Origin of the sequence: Brevibacterium moorei (assembly GCF_024580735.1) — a bacterium.
Classification (GTDB): Bacteria; Actinomycetota; Actinomycetes; order Actinomycetales; family Brevibacteriaceae; genus Brevibacterium; species Brevibacterium moorei.
Map to the genome: position 1 here is coordinate 71,456 of NZ_JANIJX010000007.1, position 17,853 is coordinate 89,308.

General features: G+C 67.1%; 16 protein-coding genes. 13 read left to right on the plus strand and 3 right to left on the minus strand.

The genetic code is table 11. The features are described 5' to 3' along the window. Positions 1 to 3: 3 nt before the first annotated feature. Genes NQ034_RS06845 through NQ034_RS06860 form a run of 4 tightly spaced genes read left to right on the plus strand, consistent with a single transcriptional unit; the run spans position 4 to position 4,070 of the window. Positions 4 to 855 (plus strand): ABC transporter permease, encoded by an 852-nt coding sequence (locus NQ034_RS06845; RefSeq protein WP_257047853.1) that lies wholly within the window; start codon positions 4 to 6, stop codon positions 853 to 855. Further along, positions 842 to 1,891, plus strand: coding sequence for an ABC transporter ATP-binding protein (locus tag NQ034_RS06850; RefSeq protein ID WP_373456798.1), 1,050 nt, complete (start codon positions 842 to 844; stop codon positions 1,889 to 1,891). The genes NQ034_RS06845 and NQ034_RS06850 overlap by 14 nt, the downstream gene beginning before the upstream one ends. After that, positions 1,888 to 3,015 carry a glycosyltransferase family 2 protein gene (locus NQ034_RS06855; protein ID WP_257047854.1) on the plus strand — a complete coding sequence of 376 codons (1,128 nt, stop codon included), beginning with the start codon at positions 1,888 to 1,890 and terminating at the stop codon, positions 3,013 to 3,015. The genes NQ034_RS06850 and NQ034_RS06855 overlap by 4 nt, the downstream gene beginning before the upstream one ends. Continuing rightward, on the plus strand, positions 3,012 to 4,070 hold the full coding sequence (locus NQ034_RS06860; RefSeq protein ID WP_257047855.1) for a hypothetical protein: 1,059 nt from the start codon (positions 3,012 to 3,014) through the stop codon (positions 4,068 to 4,070). Before NQ034_RS06855 ends, NQ034_RS06860 begins: the two co-directional genes overlap by 4 nt. Before the next feature lie 47 nt (positions 4,071 to 4,117). Here NQ034_RS06860 and NQ034_RS06865 read toward each other — a convergent pair whose 3' ends face one another. Then, the gene (locus tag NQ034_RS06865; RefSeq protein WP_257047856.1) at positions 4,118 to 5,449 is read right to left on the minus strand and encodes a UDP-glucose dehydrogenase family protein; all 1,332 of its coding nucleotides are present in this window, start codon (positions 5,447 to 5,449) and stop codon (positions 4,118 to 4,120) included. A 167-nt stretch (positions 5,450 to 5,616) separates the two neighbouring features. On the opposite strand from NQ034_RS06865, the gene NQ034_RS06870 reads away from it, so the two are divergent. The 9 genes from NQ034_RS06870 (at position 5,617) to betT (ending at position 16,300) form a co-directional block, all read left to right on the plus strand. After that, entirely contained in the window at positions 5,617 to 6,075 is a 459-nt protein-coding gene (locus NQ034_RS06870; RefSeq protein ID WP_257047857.1) for a DUF3151 domain-containing protein, read from the plus strand. Positions 6,076 to 6,182: 107 nt separating this feature from the next. Then, positions 6,183 to 7,469 carry an adenylosuccinate synthase gene (locus NQ034_RS06875; protein ID WP_257047858.1) on the plus strand — a complete coding sequence of 429 codons (1,287 nt, stop codon included), beginning with the start codon at positions 6,183 to 6,185 and terminating at the stop codon, positions 7,467 to 7,469. A 164-nt stretch (positions 7,470 to 7,633) separates the two neighbouring features. Then, positions 7,634 to 9,808, plus strand: a complete 2,175-nt coding sequence (locus tag NQ034_RS06880) for a S9 family peptidase (protein WP_257047859.1) — start codon at positions 7,634 to 7,636, stop codon at positions 9,806 to 9,808. 2 nt (positions 9,809 to 9,810) lie between these two features. Continuing rightward, a complete protein-coding gene (locus NQ034_RS06885; protein WP_257047861.1) occupies positions 9,811 to 10,473 on the plus strand; it encodes a hypothetical protein in 663 nt (220 codons plus the stop codon). Further along, entirely contained in the window at positions 10,470 to 10,832 is a 363-nt protein-coding gene (locus tag NQ034_RS06890) for a hypothetical protein (RefSeq protein ID WP_257047863.1), read from the plus strand. Before NQ034_RS06885 ends, NQ034_RS06890 begins: the two co-directional genes overlap by 4 nt. A gap of 71 nt (positions 10,833 to 10,903) precedes the next feature. Continuing rightward, positions 10,904 to 11,908 carry a Bug family tripartite tricarboxylate transporter substrate binding protein gene (locus NQ034_RS06895; protein WP_257047865.1) on the plus strand — a complete coding sequence of 335 codons (1,005 nt, stop codon included), beginning with the start codon at positions 10,904 to 10,906 and terminating at the stop codon, positions 11,906 to 11,908. Beyond that, on the plus strand, positions 11,905 to 12,609 hold the full coding sequence (locus NQ034_RS06900; RefSeq protein ID WP_257047866.1) for a tripartite tricarboxylate transporter TctB family protein: 705 nt from the start codon (positions 11,905 to 11,907) through the stop codon (positions 12,607 to 12,609). The genes NQ034_RS06895 and NQ034_RS06900 overlap by 4 nt, the downstream gene beginning before the upstream one ends. After that, complete coding sequence (locus NQ034_RS06905; protein WP_257047867.1) at positions 12,609 to 14,105, plus strand: tripartite tricarboxylate transporter permease; 1,497 nt, start codon at positions 12,609 to 12,611, stop codon at positions 14,103 to 14,105. Before NQ034_RS06900 ends, NQ034_RS06905 begins: the two co-directional genes overlap by 1 nt. A 104-nt stretch (positions 14,106 to 14,209) precedes the next feature. Then, positions 14,210 to 16,300: a choline BCCT transporter BetT gene (gene betT / locus NQ034_RS06910; RefSeq protein ID WP_257047868.1), complete on the plus strand. Its 2,091-nt coding sequence runs from the start codon at positions 14,210 to 14,212 to the stop codon at positions 16,298 to 16,300. Between the two features lie 9 nt (positions 16,301 to 16,309). Here betT and NQ034_RS06915 read toward each other — a convergent pair whose 3' ends face one another. Next, on the minus strand, positions 16,310 to 16,732 hold the full coding sequence (locus NQ034_RS06915; protein WP_257047869.1) for a hypothetical protein: 423 nt from the start codon (positions 16,730 to 16,732) through the stop codon (positions 16,310 to 16,312). Positions 16,733 to 16,854: 122 nt separating this feature from the next. Further along, positions 16,855 to 17,802 carry a heme o synthase gene (gene cyoE, locus NQ034_RS06920; protein WP_257047870.1) on the minus strand — a complete coding sequence of 316 codons (948 nt, stop codon included), beginning with the start codon at positions 17,800 to 17,802 and terminating at the stop codon, positions 16,855 to 16,857. Positions 17,803 to 17,853 lie beyond the last annotated feature (51 nt).

Genomic DNA, 17,853 nt, shown 5'->3' on the forward strand with positions numbered 1-17,853 from the left:
CCTATGACGACCAGTGCTGAACTGGCGGCCCAGTACGGGCTCTCGCGTGTCGGTGCGCGTCCGAACCTCTTCGCGTATTTGCGCGAGGTGTGGAAGCGCCGTGACTTCACACTCTCGCTCGCCAAGTACCGGATCAAGAGCGAGAACGAGCGCAACCGTTTGGGAATGGCGTGGGTACTGCTGCGCCCCATCCTCTCGGCCATCATGTACGGCTGCATCTTCGGATTGATCCTGGGCGGCTCGAGGCCCCCGAACTTCGTGCCCTATGTGGTCGTCGGAGTGTTCATGTTGGAGTTCTTCAACTCCTCGATGACCGGCGGCTCGAAGTCGATCATCAAGAACACCTCCCTGGTCCAGACCCTGCCCTTCCCCCGCATGGTGCTGGTGATCGCACAGGTGGCGCAGAACCTGCTGAACTTCATCCCGACCCTGCTGCTCATGGTCATCGTCGCGATGATCTTCGGGGCCAGGCCCAGCTGGTCCTGGTTCGCCATGATCGGGTTGATCGTCCTGTTCACGATGTTCAACATGGGCGTGGCGCTCATCTTCGCCCGCCTGACAGTGCACTTCCACGATCTGAGCCAGGTCACCCCCTTCATCTCCCGGATGATCTTCTACACCTCCGGCGTGTTCTTCGACCCGCAGCGGATCGTCGCGGGCCACCCCGTGTTGGAGGCGATCTACCCCTGGCATCCACTCAACGAGGTGCTGTCGATCGCCCGCGGCCTCCTGCTGCCGGCCGACCATCCCTACGACCCCTCGATGTGGTGGATGCTGGCCATCTGGTCCGTCGTCATGCTGGTCGTCGGCACCGTGTACTTCTGGAAGGCCGAGGAGCGATATGGGCGCGAATGACGATTGGGAAGAGGACTGGGAGTACATCCTGACGGGTGTCCGCCCGGCCGACCGCCCGGTTCCCGTGCCGGCGGGGGCCGAGGACGCGCAGAGTGAGCTGCCGCGGCCCCGTTCCGCACGGGTCGCCGCGATTCGGGCGGACGAGGCGTGGCAGGCGCAGGCCCTGGAGGCCGCGCGCGCCCGCAACCCGGAGCCGGCCGCTCAGCCCACGCCCGTTCCTGTACAGGTCAAGGAGCGCCCGTTCCGCGAACCGCGCCCCACCACCGGCAGCCTCGGTGTGATCACCGCACAGCCGGAGAAGGACCAACCGATCGTCATCTGCGACGATCTGCACATCGAGTTCAAGACCCTGGCCACCGGCAAACGGGTCGCGGGCAACGACCTGGCCGGCATGCTCAAGCGCAGTGGCGGCCGCTCGATGAAGACCGTGCACGCGCTCAAGGGCATCTCCTTCGTCGCGCACGCGAACGAATCGATCGGCGTCATCGGCTCCAACGGTTCGGGCAAGTCGACCCTGATGCGCACCCTGACCGGGCTGATCCCGCCCACCCGCGGTGCCGTCTACGCCAACAGCAGGCCCAACCTGCTGGGCGTCGGCGCGGCGCTGATCCGGGACCTGTCGGGCTCCCAGAACGTCATCCTGGGCGGCCTGGCGATGGGCATGAGCCGGGAGGACATCGAATCGAAGTACGACGACATCGTGAAGTTCGCCGGGCTGGAGAAGTTCATCGACCTGCCGATGCGCACCTATTCCTCCGGTATGACCGCGCGCCTGAAATTCGCGATTGCCACGGCCAGGGACTACGAGATCCTGATCGTCGACGAGGCCCTGTCCGTGGGTGACAAGCAGTTCCAGCAGCGCTCCGAGAAACGCATCCGCGATATCCGCGAGAATGCCGGAACCGTCTTCCTGGTGTCGCATTCGATGCGATCGATCCGCGATACCTGTAACCGCACCATCTGGATCGAGAAGGGCGATCTGCGCGCCGATGGGCCCACCGCAGACGTCGTGAAGGAATACGAGAAGCACAAGTGACACATTCCCCGGTCGGCGCGCTGGCGCCCCAGGCCCTGCCCGAACTGCCGGCCCATCCCGGCGTGTCCTTCATCATGCCGGTGCTCAACGAGGCCCAGACCATCGCGGCGGCGATCGCGACGATCCTGGCCCAGGACTACGACGACGAGATCGAGATCGTGGTGGCGCTGGGGCCCTCAACAGACGATACGACGGAGATCGTCACCGATATCGCGGCGACCGATCGACGGGTGAAGATCGTGCACAATCTCGCCGGTGACACCCCGACCAGTCTGAACCTGGCCGTCGCCCAGACCAGCATGCCCGTCATCATCCGGGTCGATGCGCACTCGGAACTGACCCCCGACTACGCCCGCCGCGGGGTCGAGGTGCTGCGGTCCACCGGCGCCGCCAACTGCGGCGGCCTGATGCTCGCCCGCGGCACCGGGGCGTTCCAGCGGGCGGTGGCCAGGGCGTATATGAGCCCGCTGGGTCTGGGCGGGCCGGCCTATCACGCCGGGGACGAGGCACAGGACGCGGAAAGCGCCTATCTGGGCATTTTCCGCCGCGAGGTCTTCGAGGTGTTGGGCGGCTTCGACGAGGAGCTGCGGCGCGGCCAGGACTGGGAACTCAATCTGCGCATCCGCGCCGCCGGCGGGCGGATCCGGTTCGCTCCCGAGCTGCAGGTCGTATACCGGCCACGCACCTCGTACAAGCGGATCGCCCAGCAGTTCTACGCCACCGGCATCTGGCGTGCGGAGATCACCCGGCGCTATCCGCGCAGGACGTCCCTACGCTATTTCGCCCCGCCCCTGCTGGTGCTGGGGGTCTCGGCCGCGCTGCTCGAAGCGCTGTTGCAGGTCTGCGGGATCACCGGCCACTGGCCGAAACCGCTGCGCCGGTTCACCTCCCTGGTGCACGTGCCCAGCCTGGCCTATGCCGGCCTGGTACTGCGCGCGGGCCTGCGGGCCGAGGACGCCGGAGCGTTGGAGCGGGCGTGGTTCATGCTCATCCTGCCGACCATGCACATCACCTGGGGCGCGGGATTCCTGCGCGGCCTGGTCACCGGGGCGACCGGAGTGACCGATCGCAGCCGTGGCACCCTGTTGACCGCCACTGAGACGGCCGGGGACGAAGCACGATGAGCGCGCGGAAGAAGAAATCCGCAGCGTCCGGGTCCGTTCGGCCCGGCAAGCAGGGGAAGCAGGCCCCGGACGCAGCGGCACTGGAGCGCGCGGCCAAGGACGCCAAGCGCCAGGCCCGGATCGATCGGCTGGAGACCGGGGAGCGCAAGAAGTTCAATGCCCCGCTGGTCGCCGGGGCCATCGTCGTGCTCGCGGTGATCGTGCTGGTGGCCTACAGTGTGCTCAAACCGGGCAAGGTCCTCACCGTGGACGCGCTGAACTCCCCGGCGGTGGCGGCGCTTGGCGCAGGCGATGCGCTCTACGCCCCGAATTCCAAGGAGGCGCTGACGGAGAACGCCCGCTTCGGATATCTGCCGGCACCCCAGGTGGCGCTGACCGCCGATAAGGACGTGGTGGTGGCCGATGCGGCGACGGCGCAGAAGCGGATGGGCCTGGCCCAGCCGGTCGCCCGGACCGGCACCAAGGACTTCCTGGCGGCGAAGATCGCACCATTCGACGGTGCGCAGAACGCCAAACAGGGCACTCCGCTGACCTGGCACCAGGCCCTGGACGAGTTGGGCAAGGCCACGGTCTTCAACGTGCAGATCGACTCCGTGGACGTGGTCGAACCGTTCCTGGCCGATGTCGATTCGGCCGGTCGCGCCGATGGACTCATCGTGCGCTCGAACAGCCTGCAGGTGCTGCGGGCCGTTTCCCAGGGGTCCAAGGGCGCGATCGCCACTCTCTACGAACAGCCCGCCGCCCATGCGCAGGCGGCGCCGGACGCTGCGGTGAAGAAGGCCGCCGAGCTGGCCGAGCTCGACGGGCGGGACGCGTCGGCCGCAGCGGGCGACGGTGCACAGACACCGGAGGATCTCAAGCGGGCCGGGGTGACGATGGTCGCGGTGCCCGCGGGAGCGGATGACCTGAAGTCCTGGACCGATGCGGGGTTGAAGGTCTGGGTCACGGGCGTGCCCGATAAGAACCGTTTGGACTCCCTGGCCGGCGCGGGCGTGTTCGGCGCGCTGGCGCACAATCCCTTCGCCATCCAGCCCTCGGCGGTCAAGACCGACTGAGCTCTGGGCGGCGGGACCGCACCGGTGCGGTCCCGCCGTTACCCGCCTTACCTGCCCAAGCCGTGGAAGGTGAAGCCGGCGGCCTCCCACTCATCCCGGTCGAGCGCATTGCGCCCATCGATCACCACGGGCGCCGGGGCCATGAGCCCGGCGGCGCGGGACGCGGCCAGGTGGCCGGGGCGGTAGTCCTGCCATTCGGTCAGCAGCAGCACGACCCGGGCCCCGGCCAGGGCCTCGTCGAGATCGTCGACGGCCCGCAGATCGGGAAACCGGCGCCGCACATTGGCAAGGGCCTGCGGATCGTGGACCGTCACGTCATAGCCGGCCGCCCGGAGGCGGCAGGCGATGTCCAGGGCGGGGGAGTCCCTGACATCGTCGCTATTGGGTTTGAAGGCCGCCCCCAGCACGGTCACGGCCGGTGCCGCTCCCGCAGCGCCGGGCAGGGCCTCGGCGACGAGGTCGATGACCCGCTGGCGGCGGCCCAGGTTGATCGCGTCGACCTGCTCGAGCAGCCCGACGGCGCCGGTTGCGCCCAATTCGGCGGACCGGGCGGAGAAGGCGCGGATGTCCTTGGGCAGGCAGCCCCCGCCGAAGCCGACGCCGGCGGCCAGGAAGGCCGGCCCGATCCGCGGGTCCAGGCCGATTGCCCGGGCAACCTGGGTGACGTCGGCACCGGAGGCCTCACAGACCTCGGCGATGGCGTTGATGAAACTGATCTTCGTGGCCAGCAGCGAATTCGCGCTGACCTTGACCAGTTCGGCGGTTTCGAAGTTGAACACCAGGCGGGGGATGTCCGAGGCCAACAGGGGCGCGTAGACCCGGTCGAGGATGGCCACCTGGGTGGGGTCCTCGGTGCCATCGGCGGTGCCGTAGATCAGCCGGTCCGGGTGCAGGGTGTCGGCCACCGCGTGGCCCTCGCGCAGGAACTCCGGGTTCCAGATCAGCTCGAGGTGCTCCAGGTTGCGCAGCTGCCGGGCCAGGGTGCGCGCGGTGCCCACCGGGACCGTCGACTTGCCCACCAATACGGCCGGCTGCTCCCGGTCCGCCAGCACGCCGGCCAGGGATGCCACGGCCGCCTGCAGGAAGCTCAGATCGGCGGCGTGGGAATCCGCCCGCTGCGGCGTGCCCAGGGCCAGGAAGTGCACCTCGGCCTCGGCCAGATCCGCGTAGTCGGTGGTGAAGCGCAGCCGTCCGGAGGCCAGCGAGCGGTCCAGCAGCTCCTGGAAGCCGGGTTCGAAGAACGGCGCGCGCCCGGCGTTGAGCGAGGCGACGCGCTCGGAATCGACGTCCAGGCCGATCACGGTGTGTCCCAGTTCGGCCATGCACACGGCATGGACGGCGCCCAGGTATCCGACACCGATCACGCTCAAAGTCGTCATGTTCTTCCATTCTCCTTGGGATTTCTACGGCTGCCGTCATGGTACCCGCGCCGGATGAGCCGCTTCTTAAACGGCGGGTGGCCCGGGGCGCGTGCCGGGTGTGCGAGGGTGCCGACTACGCTGGGAGCCAGATCCCAACGGACCACCCGAGGAATACCGAGGACACCATGAGCGAACACATCTCCCATCCGTCGCTGATCGGCGACCTGGACGCCAAGCAGCTGGGCCCCCAGCCCACCTACCTGCCCGACGACCACCCTGACGTCGAGGCCGCCAAGCGCCTGGAGGGCGGCGAGGAACCCATCGATGTGGCCCACGACCTGCCGGCCAGCTGCCTGGCCTGGGCCCTGCTGGCCGACGAGGCCTTCGAAGAGGGACGTCGGGTCGACTCCTACGCCTACGCCCGGGTGGGCTATCACCGCGGCCTGGACGCCCTGCGCGGCGCCGGCTGGCGGGGCACGGGCCCCATCCCGTTCAGCCATCCGGTCAACCAGGGCTTCCTGCGGGCGCTGTACGCGCTGGGCCGTGCGGCGGCCTCGATCGGGGAGGAAGAGGAGGCACAGCGGGTGCGGAAGTTCCTCACCGACTCCGACCCCAGCGCAGTGGCCCAGATCGAAGCGCTCTGAGCGCCGACCTCCGCTCGCACCCGCCCGTTCGGTAGAATGGGCAGGTACATCCGCGGCCGGATCTACACCGACCGCGGATTCCTAGTGTGTGAAAGTTGTGATGACTTATGCCGGCAATTGTGGTCGTCGGAGCCCAGTGGGGCGACGAGGGTAAGGGAAAGACTACCGACATCCTGGGTACCCGCGTGGATTACGTGGTCAAGCCCAACGGCGGGAACAACGCCGGGCACACCGTCGTCGTCGGCGGTGAGAAGTACGAACTCAAGCTTCTGCCCGCCGGCATCCTGTCCCCGAACGTCACCCCGGTCATCGGCAACGGCGTGGTCGTCAACCTCGAGGCCCTGTTCACGGAGATCGACGCGCTTCAGGCCCGCGGTGCCCGCACCGATCATCTGAAGATCTCCGCCAATGCCCATGTGGTCGCGCCCTTCCACCAGACGCTGGACAAGGTCACGGAGCGCTTCCTGGGCAAGCGGGCCATCGGCACCACCGGCCGCGGCATCGGCCCGGCCTACTCCGATAAGGCATCGCGCCTGGGCATTCGCATCCAGGACCTGTTCGACGAATCGATCCTGCGCCAGAAGGTCGAGGGATCGCTCAAACAGAAGAACGAACTGCTGGTCAAGATCTACAACCGCCGCGCCGTGGACGTCGACGAGACCGTGGATTACCTGCTGCAGTTCGCCGAGCGCCTGCGCCCCATGGTCGCCGACACCGAACTACTGCTCAACCAGGCCCTGGACGCCGGCAAGGTCGTCGTGATGGAGGGCGGCCAGGCGACCATGCTCGATGTGGACCACGGCACCTACCCCTTCGTCACCAGCTCGAACCCGACCGCCGGCGGAGCCTGCGTCGGCTCTGGCATCGGGCCCACCCGGATCACCCGGTCGGTGGGCATCATCAAGGCGTACACGACCCGCGTGGGCGCGGGCCCCTTCCCCACGGAACTGTTCGACGATATGGGCCTGTACCTGCAGAAGACGGGCGGGGAGTACGGCGTGAACACCGGCCGGCCGCGCCGCTGCGGCTGGTACGACGCGGTCGTGGCCCGCTACGCCGCGCGCGTCAACGGCTTCACCGACTATGTGCTGACCAAACTGGACGTGCTCTCCGGGATCGAGGAGATCCCGGTATGCGTGGGCTATGACGTCGACGGGGTGCGCCTGGACGAGATGCCCACGAGCCAGTCGGACTTCCACCACGCCACCCCGGTCTACGAGACCTTCCCCGGGTGGAAAGAGGACATCACCTCGGCGCGCAGCTTCGAGGACCTGCCGCGCAATGCCCAGGACTACGTGCTCGCACTGGAGCGCCTGTCCGGCTGCCGGATGTCGGTGATCGGCGTTGGCCCGGATCGCGAACAGTCGATCGTGCGCCACAGCCTGTTGGACTGAGCTGCTCGTTGAACTGAGAGGGTCGCCCGGCCCCGTATCATTCGGCCGACGTGTAAAGTCTTCGACGATTTCTTTACACGTCGGCCGAACGTGTCAAGGGGCTTTCCATGTCGTCCCTATCGGCGAATCCCGGCCGTGTCCGCCCCGTCCGATAGGGTGACACCATGACTGAAAACGTGACCCCGCCACAGGCGAAGCAGGTACCGCACACCCGCACCCACCACGGGGACACGTTCATCGATCAGTACGAATGGCTGCGCGATAAGGACGATCCGCAGGTGATCGCGCACCTGAAGGCGGAGAACGCCTATACCGCCGCGCGGACCGCCGGCCAGGAGGATCTGCGTCAGGCCATTTTCTCCGAGATCAAGGACCATACGCAGGAAACCGATATGTCGGTGCCGGTGCGCATCGGCGGCTACTGGTACTTCGCCCGTACCTATGAGGGCAAGGACTATCCGGTGCAGTGCCGTGCCACCGCCGTGCCGGCAACCGCCGACGACGCCTGGGAACCCCCGGTGGTCGGGACCGGCAAGCTGAGCGGCGAACACGTGGTGCTCGACCTCAATGCGTTGGCCGCAGGGGCGGAGTTCTTCTCCCTGGGCACCTTCTCCCTGTCCGCCCACGGCCGGATGTTGGCCTACTCGGTCGACACCACCGGGGACGAACGCTATCTGCTGCGCCTGCGCGATCTGCACACGGGCAAGGACCTGGCCGATCAGATCCCCGACACCGTGGGCCCCGTGTTCTTCGACCGCAGGGGCGAATACCTCTTCTATACGACCGTGGACGCCGCCTGGCGGCCGGATACCGTCTGGCGCCACCGGATCGGAACTCCGGCGGCCGAGGACGTGCAGGTGTTCCACCAGTCCGATGAGCGCTACTTCGTGGGGCTGGCGATCAGCCGTTCGAAGAAGTACATCTTCCTCGTCAGCGAATCCAAGGTGACCTCGGACTGGTCCTATCTGGACACCTCGGCGCCGTTGGAGGATCCGGTGCGGGTGCGGCCTATGGTCGACGGCGTCGAATACAATGTCGAACACGCCGTGATCGGCGGCGAGAGCCGCTTCCTCATCACGCACAATGAGAATCGCGCGGACTTCGAAATCGTCGACGTGCCGGTGCTCGAGCAAATCGGCGCGGACCCGGTGCGTCCCGTACTGGCGCCGGAGGTGCTCGAGGGCAAACGGATCGAGGGCGTCGACGCCTTCGCCGGGTTCCTGGCGATCTCCTACCGCGAGGGCGGATTCGCCCGGGTCGGTGTGATCGACCTGGGCGTGGGCCGGGAGATGGAAGAGGGCGAGAAGCCGATCGCGGCCCAGGTCCTGGGCAACGACACCTTCACCTACCCACAGCTGCGGGAGATCCCCACGGGCCAGGAGATCGGCACACTGGGTGTTGCCGGCAACCCCGAATGGGGGCAGGAACTGCTGCGCCTGGGCTATACCTCCTGGATCACTCCGCGCCAGGTGCTCGACTACGACGTGCTCACGGATCAGGCCACGGTGCGCAAGCAGCAGGCGGTGCGCGGGGCTGATCTGGCCAGTTACAGCCAGCGTCTGGAATGGGCTCCCGCGTCCGACGGCACGCTGATTCCCGTATCGATCGTCTGGCGCGCCGACCGGGTGGTGTCCTACCCCGCACCCACTGTGCTCTACGGATACGGATCCTATGAGGCCAGTATGGATCCGTACTTCTCGATCGCCCGGCTGTCCCTGCTGGACCGGGGGGTCGTCTATGCGGTGGCCCATATCCGCGGCGGTGGGGAGATGGGCCGGGCCTGGTACGACCAGGGCAAGACCCTGAGCAAGCGGAACACCTTCACCGACTTCGTCGCGGCGGCGGATCACCTGATCCACAAGGGACTGACCGTCCCACAACGGCTGGTCGCCACCGGTGGTTCGGCCGGCGGCCTTTTGATGGGGGCCGTGGCCAATATCGGTTATGACCGATTCGCCGGGATCAGCGCGCACGTGCCCTTCGTCGACCCCCTGACCTCGATCCTCATGCCCGAACTGCCGTTGACCGTCATCGAATGGGACGAATGGGGTGATCCACTCCACGATGCGGAGGTCTACGCCTATATGAAGTCCTATTCGCCCTATGAGAACGTGGGAGACCACCCGTACCCGCAGATCCTGGCGCTGACCAGTCTCAATGACACCAGAGTGCTTTACGTGGAGCCGGCGAAGTGGACGGCCCGGCTGCGCGAGGTCGGAGCGGATGTGTTGCTGAAAACCGAGATGGTGGCCGGTCACGGGGGCGTCTCCGGACGTTACGACGCCTGGCGCGAGATCGCCTTCGATTACGCTTGGCAGCTAAGCGTATTAGGAGTCTGACCATGCCCATCCGCACCGCACGCGTTCTGTTCTGCATTGCGCTGGCCCTGCCCGTCGTGTATTCGCTGGCCACGTCCGTGGTCTACTCACTGGCCGACCCCGGCCGGCTCACGGTCCTATCGCAGGCCTTGAGAGCCCTGAACCTCCTGGTGGTGTTCATCTGCCTGATCCTGGCGCTCGTAGCGGTGTGCACCGTGCCGGGCACGGTGACGGTGCGGCGCGTGATCGCAGGGGCCCTGGTGGTGTGCGCGGAGGGTCTGCGCCTCATCGTGCCGATGGTGGTGAGCGTGCTCATGGGCTCCGTCCTCACCGGTGGAGGGGCCGGCGCCGTGCGCGGATACAGCCTGATCCTCCTGCTCAGTTCCACTGTGGCGACCTGCCTGTTCCTGTGCGCCTGGCCGGTGGTCCGCAACCGGGGGATCGTGTCCTATGCCGTGGTGGTCTGCGGTTGTGTGGTGGCCGCGGTCGTCATGGGCGTGGTCCAGGCCCTGAGCAGTGGCATCACCGTCGGCCTGCGCGAATACACCTGGGCCCCCTGGCTGAACACCGCACTGTCGGTGGGCGCCACAGCCTGGTACATTGCGCTGCTCTACTTCGCCCGGCTGTTCGACCGGGGCGGGGCCCCGCCGCAGCCCGGGGCGTGGCCCCAGGCGGGTCCGCGATGATCCTCGATGTGGGCGCCGCGGTCTTCGCCCTGGTCACCGTAGCCCTGGGCCTGGGCGTCTACCTGCCGGTGCGCAGTGCCGCCGTCGGGCGCCTGAGGCGTGACGGGCGGGGCGGCTTGCGCACCCAGGCGACGTGTAAGTCCGATGAGGCCTGGCAGCACGGGCACACCGCCGCGATGATCTATGTGAAATCGATGCCGTGGATCATCGCGGCGGCCCTGGTGTTGGGCGTGCCCGGTTGGATCTGGCTGGGCGCCGGTGCTGGCCTCATGGTGTTCAGCGTCGCGGTGGCCTGCGAACTGTTCGTGCTGATGTTCGGGTTCGCCTTCGCAGTCATCGCAGCCCGCGACTGCCGTTGATTCGGGTTGTCTTAGAGAATCCTGTGTGCATAGACTGACGCAGTCGCAATTTCATCAGGATGAATGGACCAATGATGACCCAGGATTCGCATCTGACCCGCCGTCGGTTCGGCTATCTCGCCTATGGCGTGCTGGCAGTGGCCGCGGTGTCCACGGCAACGGGCTTCTCGATCAAGAAGGGTGCCGCCGCCGGCGACCTGTCGGCCAATCTGACCCTGATCGCACCCGCCGGAGCCGGCGGCGGCTGGGACGGCTTCGCCAGGGAGACCCAGCAGGCCATGCGCCTGTCGGGGGTGACGAACAATGCGCAGGTGCTCAACATCCCCGGCGCCGGCGGCACGATCGGCCTGGGCAAGTTCGCCACCATGGACGGGCGGGCCGATACGGTCCTGGCCACCGGTTCGGCCATGACAGGCGGCATCGCCTTGAACAAGTCGCCTGTGGGCTACAAGGATGCGACCCTGCTGGCCCGGGTGGCCGAGGACTACGACGTCCTCATCACCGCCAACGACTCCTCGTACCAGTCCATGGACCAGCTGGTCGGCGACTGGAAGTCGGGCAAGAAGTTCAAATGGACCGGCGGCTCGGCCGGCTCCATCGACCATCTGACCGTCGCCCAGATCGCCCGGGTCAACGACATCGACCCCGGCACCATCACCTACATCCCCAAATCCGGTGGCGGTGAAGCCATCGCGACCCTGCTCTCGCACACCACCGACTTCGCCTGCACCGGCTACAACGAGGTCTCCGACCAGGTCGAGGCCGGGCGCGTGCGGGCCCTCGGACTGGCCGCACCCAAGCGGATCGCCGGAATCGACATCCCCACCATGACCGAACAGGGCCACAAGGTCACGATGACCAACTGGCGCGGCTATCTGGGCGCCCCGGGCATCAGCGAGGACGAGAGGGCCCAGCTCATCGACATCCTCGATGCGACCAGGAAGTCCGAGGCCTGGCAGGACGCCCTCAAACGCAATCAGTGGACGGACGTCTGGCTGACCGGCCCGGAATTCGAATCCTTCATCGCAGCAGATCAGAAACAGACCGACGAGATCCTCAAGGAGCTGGGACTATGAGCACGTTCATCACAGCCCACCGGTGGGGCAAGGGCACCTGGTGGGAGGGCCGCTCCGGTCTGCTCGTCCCGCTCATCGTCGCGGCCTTCGCCACCTATCTGCTCATCGGCATCCTGACCATGGACGTGGCCGAGGACACCGACTGGCCCGGCCCCACCTTCTTCCCGATGCTCATCATGATCGCCTGCTACATCCTGGCCGTCCTGTTGGCCGTGGCGATCATCCGCCACCCCGAGACGGTCGACGACACCCCTGACGATGCGATGGCCGCAACCGACGACGCCTCGCCCGCGCTCGCCGCGGCCAGGGCGGAACGGGCCGAGGAGACCGCCCGCGCCTTCGCCGACCCGGGAAGTTCCGCGGTCGCCGCCTCCCGGCTGGAACCGGCGGGGGCCTCGGCGGATGAGCGCAGTGCCCAGTACGAGGCGGCCAGGAAGGACGTCAAGCACCGGACCCATTCGGACTTCGCAGCCCTGGCCTGGGCGGTGGCCGGATTCGCGATCTTCGCGGCGTTGATCGTGCCCGCCGGCTGGATCATCTCCGCCGCCGCCCTGTTCTGGTGCGTGGCCCGCTCGATGGGATCGCGCAGGCCATTGTTCGACCTGACCCTGGCGCTGACCTTCTCATCCCTGGTCTACCTGGCCTTCGACATCCTGCTGGGGCTCAATCTGCCCACCGGCATCCTGGGAGGTGGCATCTGATGGATGCGCTCATGCACTTGATGGACGGCTTCGGCCACGCCTTCACCCCGATGAACCTGCTGTGGGTGCTGGTCGGCTGTCTGCTGGGCACCGCGGTGGGCGTGCTGCCCGGCCTGGGCTCCTCGATGGCGGTGGCCCTGCTGCTGCCCCTGACCTTCGCCCTGGACCCCACCGGCGCATTCATCATGTTCGCCGGCGTGTACTTCGGCGGGCTGTTCGGCGATTCCACCATGGCGATCCTGATGAACACGCCCGGCCAGTCATCGGCCATCGCCTCGACCTTCGAGGGCCACAAGATGGCGCTGAGCGGGCGCGCCCCGCAGGCCCTGGCGACCTCGGCGATCGGTGCGTTCATCGGCGGGTTCATCTCCTGTGTCGTCGTGGTCTTCCTGGCACCGGTGCTCGCGGACCTGTCGGCCAGTTTCGGCCCGGCCGAGTACTTCGCCCTGGCGCTGTTCGCCTTCGCCGCAACCTCCTCGGTCGTCGCGGACTCCGTGCTCAAGGGCCTGGTGGCGCTGGTGCTGGGCATCGGGATCTCGGTCATCGGCATCGACTCCGTCTCCGGCACCGAACGCTTCACCTTCGGCGTGCAGAACCTGTTCGACGGGATCTCGCTGGTCACCGTGACCGTGGCAGTGCTGGCCCTGGGCGAGGTCTTCTTCATCGCCAGCCGGATCCGCCGCGATCCCAACCGCGCGGAGATCCGGGCCTCTGGCAGGCCCTTCCTGTCGAAGTCCGAGTTCCGCGAGGCGACCCCGGCCTGGCTGCGCGGCACCGCGATCGGCCTGCCCTTCGGCGTCATCCCGGTGGGCGGTGCCGATGTGCCGACCTTCATGGCCTACGGCCTGGAGCGCAAGCTGGATACGCGCCGGAAGGACCCGCAGTTCGGCAAGGGCGCGATTCGCGGTCTGGCCGCCCCCGAGGCCGCCGGCAATGCGACCACCGGCACCGCCATGGGCGCCCTGTTGGCCCTGGGCCTGCCGATCTCGTCGACGGCTGCGATCATGTTGGCGGCCTTCCGCCAGTACGGCCTGCAGCCCGGGCCCCTGCTGTTCGACCGGGCGCCCGACCTGGTGTGGGGCCTGCTGGCCAGCTTCTTCATCGCGATGATCGTGCTGCTGGTCATCAACCTGCCCTTCGCACCGCTGTGGGCCAAGCTGCTGCTCATCCCCAGGCCGTATCTGTACGCGGGGATCGCGGTGTTCTGCGGGCTGGGCATCTACGCGACCAGCGCCTCGGTGTTCGATCTGTGCATGCTGCTGGGCATCGGCATTCTGGGCTTCATCCTGCGCCGCTACGGGGTGCCGCTGGCGCCGCTGATGATCGGCATGGTGCTGGGGCCCCTGGCGGAGACGAATATGCGCGACGCCCTGCTGTCCTCCGATGGCAGCCTGGCAGTCTTCTTCCAGTCGCCCATCGCGGTCGTCCTCTACGTGATCCTGTTGGCCGCCCTGGTCTACACGGGCGTGGGCCGCTGGCGCGCGCGGAAGCGGTGAGGCCCGCGGTGGTGTGGCCGGTGTCTGCTTGATTGCTCACGTTCACAAGGTTTCTTCCCGTTTGCCCTGATATCGGGCGGGCAGGTCACTAAGCTTGTTAACCGATGTCTTCCACGACCGCCGGACCGCTTGAAGCGGAACCGCACACACCCAAAGTCAACTGGCCGGTCTTCGGGACCTCGGCCGCCATCATCGTCGCCATCGCCGTCTGGGCGATTGCGGCGCCCGGCAGTGCGCACACGGTGCTCACGACCATCGTCGACTGGGTCTCGCGGACCTTCGGCTGGTACTACATCGCCACCGCCACGATCGTCATCGGCTTCGTGCTGTTCATCGCGGCCTCGTCCTCGGGCCGGATCAAACTGGGCCCGGACCACGCCAAGCCCCAGTTCAACATGTTCACCTGGACGTCGATGCTGTTCGCCGCCGGCATCGGCATCGACCTCATGTTCTTCTCCGTGTCCGAACCAGCAGCACAGTTCCTCGACCCACCCCAGGGCCACGTCGACGACCCGCTGAACCCCGCCACGGCGCCGGGGGACCGGGCGCGGATGGCGATCGTGTGGACCCTGTTCCACTACGGCATCACCGGCTGGGCGATGTATGCGCTGATGGGGGCGGCCTTCGCCTACTTCGCCTACCGGCGCGGGATGCCGCTGAGCATGCGCTCCATCCTGTCCTGGGTGCTGGGACGCCACGCCGGGGGCGGGCTGGGCAACGGCATCGAGGTGCTCAGCGTGCTGGGCACGATCTTCGGCATCGCGACCAGCCTGGGCATCGGTGTGGTCCAGCTGAACTGGGGCCTGCACCTGATGTTCGGCATCGACCAGTCGATCCTCTGGCAGGCGGTGCTCATCGCGCTGTCCGTCCTGCTGGCGACGATCTCCACCGTCTCCGGCGTCAACAAGGGCATCCGCAGGCTGTCCGAACTCAATGTCATCCTGGCCGTGGTCCTCATGGTCTACGTCATCGCCACCGGGCAGGCGGGCTTCCTGTTCGACGCCCTGGTGACCGATGTGGGCGACTACGTGGCGAAGTTCCCCGAGCTCATGCTCAACGTCTTCCCCTTCACCGACAACAGCGCCTGGATGAGCCAGTGGACGCTGTTCTTCTGGGCCTGGTGGATCGCCTGGGCGCCCTTCGTGGGCCTGTTCCTGGCGCGCATCTCCCGCGGCCGGACCATCCGCCAGTTCGTCTTCGGCGTGCTGGTCGTGCCCTTCGTCTTCATCGCGGTGTTCATCTCCGTCTTCGGCAATTCGGCTCTGCGCCTGATCATGGACGGGGACCTTGACCTGGCGAACACCGCGGCCAATGCCCCCGAGCAGGCCTTCTACGCGCTGCTGGAACACTATCCCGGAGCGCCCTTCGTGATCGGCCTGGCGACCGTGGTGGGCCTGCTGTTCTACGTCACCTCTGCGGACTCCGGCGCCCTGGTCCTGGCGAACTTCTCCAGCCACCTGCACGACCCGAAATCCGATGGGGGCAAGCGCCTGCGCGTGTTCTGGTCGGTGCTCACCGGCGTGCTGACACTGGCGATGCTCATCGTCGACGGGGTGTCCACCCTGCAGGGGGCCACGCTCATCATCGGGCTGCCGTTCTCCATCGTGCTCTATCTGGTGATGATCGCCCTGTACCGGGCGCTGCGCCAGGAGGCCAGCCACGCCGCCGGCCGCCTGGTCTCGATGCCCGGCCAGCTCTCGGGGACCTCGGGCATGTCGTGGCGCGCCCGCCTGCGGCGCCTGACGAACTACCCCGGTGCCCAGGCGACCGCCCGGTTCATCGACACGACGGCCACCTCGGCGCTGGAGAAGGTCGCCGGCGAGTTGCGGGATTCCGGGGCCACCGCACAGGTCGAACGGGCCGAGGTCGCCCCCGGCGGCCTGCACCAGGTTCAGCTGGTCCGCGAGTTCCCCGATGGTGAGCCGTTCTCCTATCAGCTCTATCCGGTAGCCTGCGAGGTGCCGCGCTTCGCCCTACGCTCCGGGCGGGCACAGGCCGAGGAGTACTACCGGGTGGAGGTCTTCACGGCGGAGGGCTCGCGCGGCTACGACGTGCTGGGTTTCACGGAGGAACAGCTGATCGCCGATGTGCTGGCCAATTACGAGTCCCATGTGGAGTTCCTGCGTCTGGCCGACGACCAGCCGGACGATGAACCGGACCGCGAGATCATCACCGACTGGGAAGAAGACTTCTAGGCCCTTCACTCATGCGGCACTGTGCAGGAATGGTGGGTCCGCCCACGGCACGACTTTCTTGGCGGCGATCGGGAACTCGGTTTCGATCAATAGCGTGGCCTCGCGCACTTCGGCGCTGCATTCTTCACCGATCTGCAGCCACGGCACGGTGCCCTGGACGACAGCGATCTGGACGCGCTTGTTCGTCTCCCTGACCACGGCCCTGGTGCCCCAGCATTCGCTCGGTCCTGCCGTGAAGGACACGCGAATACGGTGCTCGTCCACGATGGCGTAGTGGTTCCACTCGATGACGAGCTCATCGCTCAAATCGTCATTGGGCACATCATCGCCGTCTGCTGTCAGCGGCTCCAGTGGGTAGGAATCCGGCGGGAGGCGATCGACGTCGATATCGTCGCGCGGTGCTGCACATCCGGCGAGGAGGGCGCCGACCACAAGGCAGGTCAGAACTGCGCGCCTCGCCCTATGAAGATTCACCATCCCACTATACCGGCCGGCGCCGAAGCCGTGTTGGGCGGTGGAACCTCGGAGTGGAACTCAAAAAGGGGAGCGGAGAATCAGCGGAGCCAGGGTTCGATGACGAGGACCGCGCAGATGAGCATGATGTCGAGCAGGGAGATCTTGAAAACGCGGGATGCCCAAGCGATCGCATCGGTCTTGGCCCTCTGGCCCAGTGCGCACACGACCAGCCAGTAGACGGCGAAGACCAGCAGGACGGCTGAACACCAGACGGAGATGTGAGCGCCGAAGACCATGAGGACATTGGCCGCCAGGTTGAGGATCGCGGTGGCCAGGATCAGGCGCTTGGTGGGGGTGACGCCGTACGCTACGGCCGCCACCGGCACCCCAGCTGCGGCGTAGTCGTCACGCCGACGGATCGAGATCGCGAAGAAGTGCACCAGCTGCCAGGCGACCAGCAGCAGGAACAGCGCCAGCGCCTCCCAACCCAGGCCCAGCCCACCTGCGGTCAGGCCCGCAACCGGCGGAATCGCGCCGGGTACGGTGCCGATCAGAGTCGAGTGCACGGTGTGGTGCTTGGACCAGGTGTAGACCAGGGCGTAGGTGACCCAGCCGATCACGCCCAGGACACAGGTGAGCGAATTGGTCATGGTGCCCAGAATCGTCACACCGGCGATGCCCAGTACATAGCTGTAGGCTGTCGCGGCGAAGGGGCTGATGAAGCCGGTGACCTGGCCGCGGCCGGCGGTCCGGGCCATTCGCGCGTCGATTTCCCGGTCGAAGTGGTTGTTGACCACGCACGCCGAACCGATGATGCAGGCGGTCCCCAGGATCAGCGCCAGGAAGACCACCGGATCGAAGTGCCGGGTCGCGAAGGTGTAGGCGGCCGCCGTGACCAGGGTGTTGCTCATCACGATGCCGGGCTTGACGGCATCGATGTAGAGCTTCAGGTGCCGGGCGAAGCCGATGCGCTTGCCCCGCTGGGAGGCGACCTGTGCTGTGGCCTGTGCTTTTCCCTGGGGGTCGGTGGAGACGGCGGCGGACATGATATTAGCTTACCGGACGAACCCCGGGGCCGAGGCCGCGCAGACCCTGCG

Bases quoted from the DNA above. Each gene is read 5' to 3' on its own strand.
- NQ034_RS06865 (WP_257047856.1), bottom strand. From the start codon at position 5,449: ATGACGACTTTGAGCGTGATCGGTGTCGGATACCTGGGCGCCGTCCAT.
- NQ034_RS06900 (WP_257047866.1), top strand. From the start codon at position 11,905: ATGAGCACGTTCATCACAGCCCACCGGTGGGGCAAGGGCACCTGGTGG.
- betT (WP_257047868.1), top strand. From the start codon at position 14,210: ATGTCTTCCACGACCGCCGGACCGCTTGAAGCGGAACCGCACACACCC.
- NQ034_RS06890 (WP_257047863.1), top strand. From the start codon at position 10,470: ATGATCCTCGATGTGGGCGCCGCGGTCTTCGCCCTGGTCACCGTAGCC.
- NQ034_RS06845 (WP_257047853.1), top strand. From the start codon at position 4: ATGACGACCAGTGCTGAACTGGCGGCCCAGTACGGGCTCTCGCGTGTC.
- cyoE (WP_257047870.1), bottom strand. From the start codon at position 17,802: ATGTCCGCCGCCGTCTCCACCGACCCCCAGGGAAAAGCACAGGCCACA.
- NQ034_RS06895 (WP_257047865.1), top strand. From the start codon at position 10,904: ATGATGACCCAGGATTCGCATCTGACCCGCCGTCGGTTCGGCTATCTC.
- NQ034_RS06850 (WP_373456798.1), top strand. From the start codon at position 842: ATGGGCGCGAATGACGATTGGGAAGAGGACTGGGAGTACATCCTGACG.
- NQ034_RS06870 (WP_257047857.1), top strand. From the start codon at position 5,617: ATGAGCGAACACATCTCCCATCCGTCGCTGATCGGCGACCTGGACGCC.
- NQ034_RS06875 (WP_257047858.1), top strand. From the start codon at position 6,183: ATGCCGGCAATTGTGGTCGTCGGAGCCCAGTGGGGCGACGAGGGTAAG.
- NQ034_RS06860 (WP_257047855.1), top strand. From the start codon at position 3,012: ATGAGCGCGCGGAAGAAGAAATCCGCAGCGTCCGGGTCCGTTCGGCCC.
- NQ034_RS06880 (WP_257047859.1), top strand. From the start codon at position 7,634: ATGACTGAAAACGTGACCCCGCCACAGGCGAAGCAGGTACCGCACACC.
- NQ034_RS06885 (WP_257047861.1), top strand. From the start codon at position 9,811: ATGCCCATCCGCACCGCACGCGTTCTGTTCTGCATTGCGCTGGCCCTG.
- NQ034_RS06905 (WP_257047867.1), top strand. From the start codon at position 12,609: ATGGATGCGCTCATGCACTTGATGGACGGCTTCGGCCACGCCTTCACC.